Genomic DNA, 7081 nt, shown 5'->3' with positions numbered 1-7081 from the left:
TCAGCCAGGGCGGAGTGTCGGCCCTTTACGTGGCGGCCCATTCGAAACGCTACAGGGCTGTGATCGCCAAGAATGGATGGGCCGACCTGTTCAGCCATTACTTTGGAGGCACGGGGGTCTATGCTTATTTCTACGAGGATTTCGGGGCCTATCTCGGCTATGATTCAGTAAAGGGAAGCGATTTCGGGATCGGGCGCACCCCTTTTGAGGATCCGGAGACCTATTACCGCAATAGCCCGGTCTTTCTGGCACCCAGGATTGATACACCCGTCCTGCTGATGCATTCCGATCTCGACAGTTTCGATATGGCCCAGTTCGACGAGATGTTCGGCGCATTGAAGCGTGCTGGAAAGGATGCCCGCTATGTCCGGTATTGGGGCGAAGGCCACGGGCCATCCTCACCTGCAAACATCCGCGACATGTGGGCGCGTATGCTGGCCTTCCTCGATGAACATGGGGCGGGGTCGGACCCATAGCGTTCTCAGGTGCGCGAGACAGGCTTCCCGGTAATGGCCGTCCAGGTTTGAAGCCAGGATTCCATAGCATAATAAGCGAGAAGCAGGCTCCCGGAATCCTGCATGCGATAATCCTCCCGGCGCACGAACGATTCGACATCCGAGCGCTGGATCAATCCCCGTCTTGCAAGTTCGCCCTCCATCAGCGCCTCAATGATTGGACCGCGATACGCGGTCACGCGGTCGGTGAAGTAGCGGGATGCATGACCTTTGTTCATACGCAGGCGGATCTGGTCGGAAATGACATTCCTGAAAGCGCGTCTGACCAGGCCGCGGCTCGTACCCTGACAGCTCAACAGATAGGTTGGCAGGCGCAGGCAAAGCTCGATGAGAGGCTGCGAGATGAGAGGATGCACGGTTTCGATGGGGCGGTCAGTAAAAAATACGTCCCGCATCTGAGTCATATGCATGAGGATGCTGACCTGGTCGAACTTGGCCGGTGGCAAGCCGAGTGGCTCGCGCACCCAGTCCGGCAGCACGGAGTCGGGGTCCATTTTGGCCTGGGCGTGGTGATTGATGACCGTCTCGCGTCCTTTGAGGGCCGCGACCATGGCGCTGGTATGCGGCTCGCCGAGGAGCAAAGGCAGCGTCTCACCCAGCACGCGCCATATTGACTGGCCTGACAATCTTGCACTGTCGAGGAGCGTGCCGGCTGTACCGGAGCCGAGGCCGTGAAGGAGGACGTGGTCTGCAAAGCCAAGCGGGCTCTGCGAGACGCGGAAGAGGTGATCGCCGCCCTGACCGGTGAAAAGCGCGCCGCCCGGGACGTCGGTCACCAGATCGGGTGACAGGAATTGCCTGTAGGGTCGGACGGTTGGCGGATGCCGACCGAGCGTATGCAAGCCTGCTTGAGGTGCGACGCGGATTTCCCTCAGCGTGCATCCGGCCCGCTCCGCCGCGAGCTGCGCATAATGTGATTCGGGGGCGTCGCCAGAGTCGAGGATATAATGCAGTGCTGACAAACGGGATGGGTCGCATGAGGCGGCAAGGCAATGTAGCACGATGGTCGAATCAAGTCCGCCAGACAGGCTGACGGTAATGTTGCGATGGCGTAGTCCCCAAGCTGCTACGACGTGCTGCGTTGTAAGTTTCAGCGCGGCAGCGGCCACTTCGATCGGGGGCTCAAGAACATCGAGCGCAACCATACGGGGATCCCAGATGCGGTCGGTCTTCAGCATCGTTCCGGAGACCAGCAACCTCTGGCCGCCAAGAAGTTCCGAGATTTCATTTAGGCCGGTCTCTCCGTTCTGGATTTTGTCATAAGCAAGAAGGGTGCTGACATGGTCCATGTTGATCGAGAGTGAGGCCGTATCGAGAAAGTGGCAGCGCTCAAGATGCGAAAACACGACAGTTACATGTTCGAACCTGGCATAGTAGCAGGGTAGCGCGGCGGTCGGATCGACGATGATGGCGTATGCATCGGGGCAGGTCAGAAACGCGACATAGCGCCCCCAATAATCCTGCACGAGTGCTTTGCCACGCGACAGACAAAGACGGGATACGTCTTGCCTTGCGAGATGCACGACAGAAGATGGCACGCCAGTGTCGCCGGTCCGAAACAGAGTGCCGAATATGGCCCCCTGGCCTTCCCCGTTCTCGTCCTCCAGCCGCAGGATTGACTGGCCACAGCCGGGCGCGCTCAAGTCATACAGCGCGAATCCAGCCTGTATCAACATGCCTTCGGCCCGGTCAGGCATGCGCTTAATGCGATGGTGAAATGTATCAGCCTGGCTGCAGGCCTCGGGATTTTCTGCATTCCAGATCATCGCGGCAAAAGATGGCATGGGCTGGCTCCTGCCTAGACTTTCATGATTGGTGTGTACTCGAATGCATTGTCAGAATGATCATTGAGGATGATGCCGTCATGCTCGACCCAGCAATGGGCGCCAAAGGGTGAGAGGCGCACACCGAATACCCAGTCAGCTGGTACACCGAACAGTGACAGGAAGCGTATCAGGGCGAGGCTGCGAAAGCGGCACGCCTCATGTGTGGTTACGAGGAGGGGCGACAGCGCGTGAAAAGCCCGAGTGATTGCCAGGACCTGGGCCTCGGGTATGGCGGGGCGGCTGAGAGCGCTGCGCTTCCATGCGCGGGCGGTCCGGATCACACCTTTGAACTTGTGGCTGCGTTCGAGCAGGCTGGCGCTCACGATCGCGTAGGCAAAGGGCGCGAGGCAACGGAGGGACAAAGTTTGGTGCGCGTCGAGCGCCGTATCCAGAAGACTGTCGCGGGCTGTGTACGGGCGGCCTTTTTCCGCGAGTCGGGTGGATGCTTCAGACAGTTGCAGGAGCCCTCTGTCGACGAGGTGTTCGGCGAAATGCGCAGCATGCACATCTAGGCCTGCGAGATCTTCACTTGAAAGAATTTCGCGAAACCAGAGGCATTGAGCTGGTGTCAGCCGGGCGTACGTATCTGCCGACACATCCAGGATGATGATGGCCGCTTCAAACTCGCAGTAGAAAACATCCGGGCTGAGCGAAAAGGCTTGGGGCATAGAAAGGCTCCTGCAGCAGGTCATGCGACTGGCGCCAAGCTGAAACAGCGAAGCCTGGTACGACCTGTGTCCGGTAGGTGAGGGGTTTGGGGCAGCCGGAGCATTTCCCGCTGACCATATCGCAGAAATGCTCCGACCATTACGACGCTAGTGGGTCGTTCAGCCTCATGGGCAGAGTCTATCAGGCTCGGCTAGTCGCGCGAATTCTGACCGAAAAACTCGATCAGCCCGTTCGGCTGTCCTTTGGTCTCCTCGGAGACCGATCCGAGGTCGATTGGCTCGAAGGCGTCATCCTCAAGATGATCATCTGCATACGTATTCATGACTGTATCTCCTTTGAACAGTGGCGTTGCCGGATTGACAACAAGTAGAAAGTGCATCCGATCTAAGGTAGAGTCAACAAAGAAAAGTATAAAAAAACGTTATTAAACAATGCTTAGGCGCAGGTCACCTCAGCCGCGTCCTGAAGCCAGGCGGCGCCCAAAAGATTTTCCGGTATCCGGCTGGATACCAATCAGTTCGCCGAACCGGGCTCCTGGCTTTCTTCCAGGCAGCGGTCTGCGAGATCCATCTGCGTGGCGGGCAAGGGGCCGTCATCGCCAAGGCGCGCCAGCGCGACCGGAACAGGTGATTGGCGCAAGAGTGCCGCTGCCTTCTTACTGTCTCCCCGCTTCAGTGCCTTGTCGGCGCGCGAAAGGGCATAATAGGCGCGGGTATACGGATCGACTTGAAACAGCGCCGGCGAGCTGATGGCCGAGGCAAATCCTCTATCCGGCGTCTGCCAACCCGGCCCATAGGTTTCAGCTAGATAGCGTTCGGGGTTGTCAGGGATGTTGCAGGTCCGATCCTTGAAATTTACCGCCTTCAGCCCGAACGGCGTGAACCGCCAGGCCACATCACCATTGGCCCGCCCAAGGCCGCACTCCAGGCAGCCACCTTTGGGTTCATAAATAAATATGTCGACACTGATCCCCAGCAAAGTGAGAGCAAAATACCGGTCCCCCGGACGTGCGCGTCGGGCAAGACAAAGATCGGGATGCTCGCGAATTATCCGTGCCACATCTTCCATTCCGTCCGGGCTGGCGAGTATGCCGATATCCACATCACGATCATGCGCCAGTGGCTGGCCAGAACGGTAGAACCCGAGCAAGGTCCCTGCTGCGAGGAAGAAGGGAATTCCGGCAGCTCCCAGGATTTCGGCCATGCAGTCTAGCGCATCGACCGCGCCTTCTGTGCTGAAGCAGGCAAGCGGATGCCCGCATTCTGTACCGCGCCGCAGCGATACGGCGCTTTGCTTGTGATAGAGGGCTTCACGAAAATCTCCCGACTCATATCGCGCTCGGGCAAGGCAGTCATGGACCTTTGCGACGCCCGGTAACCTGGCTGCGTACCTGGTGATGAAGGCGATCGCGGCGGACGCGCGATGCGCGTCAAGAAGCGCTGCGGCGCAGCTGGTAAAGAGGCGGGCTGCAGGCTGCCCGCTGCTGCAAAGGCGCACCAGCGCATCTGCGGCCTGTTCGATAGCGTGGATGCGCTCGTCCTCGACTGGAGTGATGTCTGCGATCGATTGCCAGGATGCCCACGCGTCCCGGCTTGCGGACGTGACTGCTCGGAAGGCTGCAAGCGCCTCGTCGCGCTTATCAAGCGCATCGAGGGCAAGGCCCCGTCCATGCTGCGCCTGCAACTCTGTTGGATCGAGACCCAGAACCTCATTGAAACAGGCCAGAGCCATGTCCGCCTGTCCGGCGCGCAACCAGGCTGTTGCGAGCGATAGCACAATGGGAATACGCCCTGGCTGAAGGCGATTGGCTAGCCGCAGGGAAGGGATAGCATCACCTGGCCGTCCTGCTGCCAGGCATTGCTGGCCCGCGCGCAGGCATTCCTGCCAGGTGGCGGCCATGGCCGGTCGTTCCTGATCCGATCCTGCCGTGCGAGGGTTCATGGCAGCCTCTCGCCTGTGAGCGGGCTGAGGGGCGAGAAAGGTACACGGCAGGGCGGCGTCGCCGCCGGCGCTTCGCAATCCGACCGGCAATACCCTGTGAGCGCGTTCGGCGGTCTATTCGGATCAGGGGTTCTTTCAGTGAACATGGCTCTCGCGCGGTGAATGTGCCTGGCATCGCAAGCAAAATGCATGTCGCTGCCTGAAGCGGCTTCAGGCCGTTGTCAGTCCTGTTGCTTGCCGTCCCGCCGGAAGATCCCGTTCGCTGTAATTTGCGGATCGGCACGTGATCATGAGCGGTATTGAATTGTGCCTCATTAAACCATAGGTAGGAAATTTATGCAACATGACATGCGTGCTCCGGTACGTCGGCGCCCCCTGCTGATCCGGGGGCCGGATGTTTCGGCGGCGCCAGGCACAAGAGGTTATTAAGAGCGAGACAGGTTCCATGCGCGACTATGACGGGTCTGCCGTCCTTCATGCCATCCGGCTGATATTGACGACGACGACGAGTGCCGAGACGATCACGGCGCTTGCCGGTTTCATCGAATCCTATGGCTTCAACAGGGTTTTCCTCGGACAGCTCGTCAACCCGCTGAATGTTCCGTTAAAGGACATACTTTATGTTTCCAACTGGCCTGATGAACTTAAGGCCGCGCGGAGAAACCAGGCAGCGATCCTTCATGATCCGATCGCCCTTTGCGCCCTGCGCTCAAAGCGACCCTTCACCTGGGCTGAGGCACGCGCCTACGCTTCACGCGCGGGCAGAAAGGTCGTCGACATGGTGCATGATTTTGGCCTCACTGATGGCATGATGTTCCCGATGCACGCTCTTGAAAGCGTGTCCGGAGGCGTGTCGCTGGGCGGCGATTCGAAATCCGACCTCTCTCCGCTCGAGGTCGCGGAACTGGAGCTCGTATGCCAGGTCGCCTACTATCATCTGGAGGTCATGCATGGTCCATTTCCCTATCAGAGGGTCGCCGAACTTACGGCCAGGGAGACCGAATGCGTTCAGTTTGTGGCTGCCGGAAAGTCAAACTGGGAAATCGCAAAAATACTGGGAATCCAGGAAGACACGGTGAAAAAGACCCTCCGCAGGGCATGTGACAAGTTCGGCGCCGTCAACCGGGCCCACTTGGTTGCGAGCGCGATCGCCCGCCATCAGATCTTTCCCTGACAAGTCCCCGAAAGGGGACATTACACGGGACCCGTCACCGCGGAATACTGCTCCTGCCAGTCAGTCAGGAGGCCAGCCCATGTTCAAGATTGTAACACCAGATACATATAACGAGCACCAGGATCTGCTCGATGCCATGCATCAAATGCGCTACCGTGTCGTTGTCGGCGAATGGGGCTGGGACATCCCGGGCATCCAGCCGGGGTATGACAAGGACCAGTTCGATACCGATGCGACTGTCTATGTCATTGTCCGCACGCCAGAAGGAGAGGTCGTCGGAACATCAAGGCTCAATCCCACGATGCGGCCTCACATGCTCAGCGATCTCTTTGCCGACTATTGCAACCTTCAGCCCTATCCGGTCGGGAAGGATGTCTGGGAATGTTCTCGCTTTGTCATGGACCGGTCGCTGATAACCAGTCCCGTCGATGATTTTCGCGTCCGGTGTCGCATCGGGCTCGGATTGACCGCTTATTGCCTCGACAATCACATATCCCGGCTGAGCTGGCTCACGCACCAGAAGTTCTTCAACCTCGTCCAGAGGGTATGGCATACGGAACCTCTCGGTCTGCCAAGACGGAATGGGGATGACTGGGCCTGGATTCCAGCCGTGTCGCGCATTGATGAAGCGACATTTGATCGCCAGATTGATCGCTATCGCAATGCCGAGGAGATCGTTGCCGAGTATTCGGGGACCAGACAGGCTTCTGAACGAAGTCATGTCGCATGACAGAACAGGATCTACCGCTTCCGACACCGGCGCAGCAGGCGACGTTCACGCGCGACGGCGTCGTTTGTTTGCGGAACGTTCTGGCGCCTGGCGAAATTGACCATCTGCGCCAGGCCGTCGCGCGCTAGATGGACGATTTGTGGGCATCCCCGACTGGCTATGACTTCGAAACCCTTGCCCGCCAGGTCTGGGACAATGACCGGCCCATCGACACGGGCGCTGCAGG

General features: G+C 58.9%; 7 protein-coding genes. 3 read left to right on the top strand and 4 right to left on the bottom strand.

The window, feature by feature from the left end:
- On the top strand, window positions 1-476 hold a 476-nt coding region (locus ACESNB_RS14640), incomplete at its 5' end, for an alpha/beta hydrolase family protein (protein WP_373008593.1).
- A gap of 5 nt (window positions 477-481) precedes the next feature.
- Here ACESNB_RS14640 and ACESNB_RS14635 read toward each other — a convergent pair.
- The 4 genes from ACESNB_RS14635 to ACESNB_RS14620 all read right to left on the bottom strand — a co-directional run bounded on the left by ACESNB_RS14635 (window position 482) and on the right by ACESNB_RS14620 (window position 4951).
- Window positions 482-2299, bottom strand: coding sequence for an asparagine synthase-related protein (locus ACESNB_RS14635; RefSeq protein ID WP_373008591.1), 1818 nt, complete (start codon window positions 2297-2299; stop codon window positions 482-484).
- A gap of 14 nt (window positions 2300-2313) precedes the next feature.
- Window positions 2314-3009: a lasso peptide biosynthesis B2 protein gene (locus tag ACESNB_RS14630; protein WP_373008589.1), complete on the bottom strand. Its 696-nt coding sequence runs from the start codon at window positions 3007-3009 to the stop codon at window positions 2314-2316.
- A 191-nt stretch (window positions 3010-3200) separates the two neighbouring features.
- Complete coding sequence (locus ACESNB_RS14625; protein WP_373008587.1) at window positions 3201-3332, bottom strand: hypothetical protein; 132 nt, start codon at window positions 3330-3332, stop codon at window positions 3201-3203.
- A gap of 191 nt (window positions 3333-3523) precedes the next feature.
- The gene (locus tag ACESNB_RS14620; protein WP_373008585.1) at window positions 3524-4951 is read right to left on the bottom strand and encodes a hypothetical protein; all 1428 of its coding nucleotides are present in this window, start codon (window positions 4949-4951) and stop codon (window positions 3524-3526) included.
- Window positions 4952-5396: 445 nt separating this feature from the next.
- Between ACESNB_RS14620 and ACESNB_RS14615 the strand changes: the two genes are divergently transcribed.
- Together ACESNB_RS14615 and ACESNB_RS14610 are read left to right on the top strand one after the other, a co-directional pair.
- Window positions 5397-6125, top strand: coding sequence for a helix-turn-helix transcriptional regulator (locus ACESNB_RS14615; RefSeq protein WP_373008583.1), 729 nt, complete (start codon window positions 5397-5399; stop codon window positions 6123-6125).
- Window positions 6126-6204: 79 nt separating this feature from the next.
- Window positions 6205-6855: an acyl-homoserine-lactone synthase gene (locus tag ACESNB_RS14610; protein WP_373008581.1), complete on the top strand. Its 651-nt coding sequence runs from the start codon at window positions 6205-6207 to the stop codon at window positions 6853-6855.
- Window positions 6856-7081 lie beyond the last annotated feature (226 nt).

Source organism: Hyphomonas sp. (assembly GCF_041689225.1).
GTDB lineage: Bacteria > Pseudomonadota > Alphaproteobacteria > Caulobacterales > Hyphomonadaceae > Hyphomonas.
This window is presented reverse-complemented; position numbering and strand designations above follow the sequence as displayed.

What these genes read in the sequence shown, in the direction of transcription:
- ACESNB_RS14635 (WP_373008591.1), bottom strand. Translation starts at nt 2,299, where the DNA reads ATGCCATCTTTTGCCGCGATGATCTGGAATGCAGAAAATCCCGAGGCC.
- ACESNB_RS14630 (WP_373008589.1), bottom strand. Translation starts at nt 3,009, where the DNA reads ATGCCCCAAGCCTTTTCGCTCAGCCCGGATGTTTTCTACTGCGAGTTT.
- ACESNB_RS14625 (WP_373008587.1), bottom strand. Translation starts at nt 3,332, where the DNA reads ATGAATACGTATGCAGATGATCATCTTGAGGATGACGCCTTCGAGCCA.
- ACESNB_RS14620 (WP_373008585.1), bottom strand. Translation starts at nt 4,951, where the DNA reads ATGAACCCTCGCACGGCAGGATCGGATCAGGAACGACCGGCCATGGCC.
- ACESNB_RS14615 (WP_373008583.1), top strand. Translation starts at nt 5,397, where the DNA reads ATGCGCGACTATGACGGGTCTGCCGTCCTTCATGCCATCCGGCTGATA.
- ACESNB_RS14610 (WP_373008581.1), top strand. Translation starts at nt 6,205, where the DNA reads ATGTTCAAGATTGTAACACCAGATACATATAACGAGCACCAGGATCTG.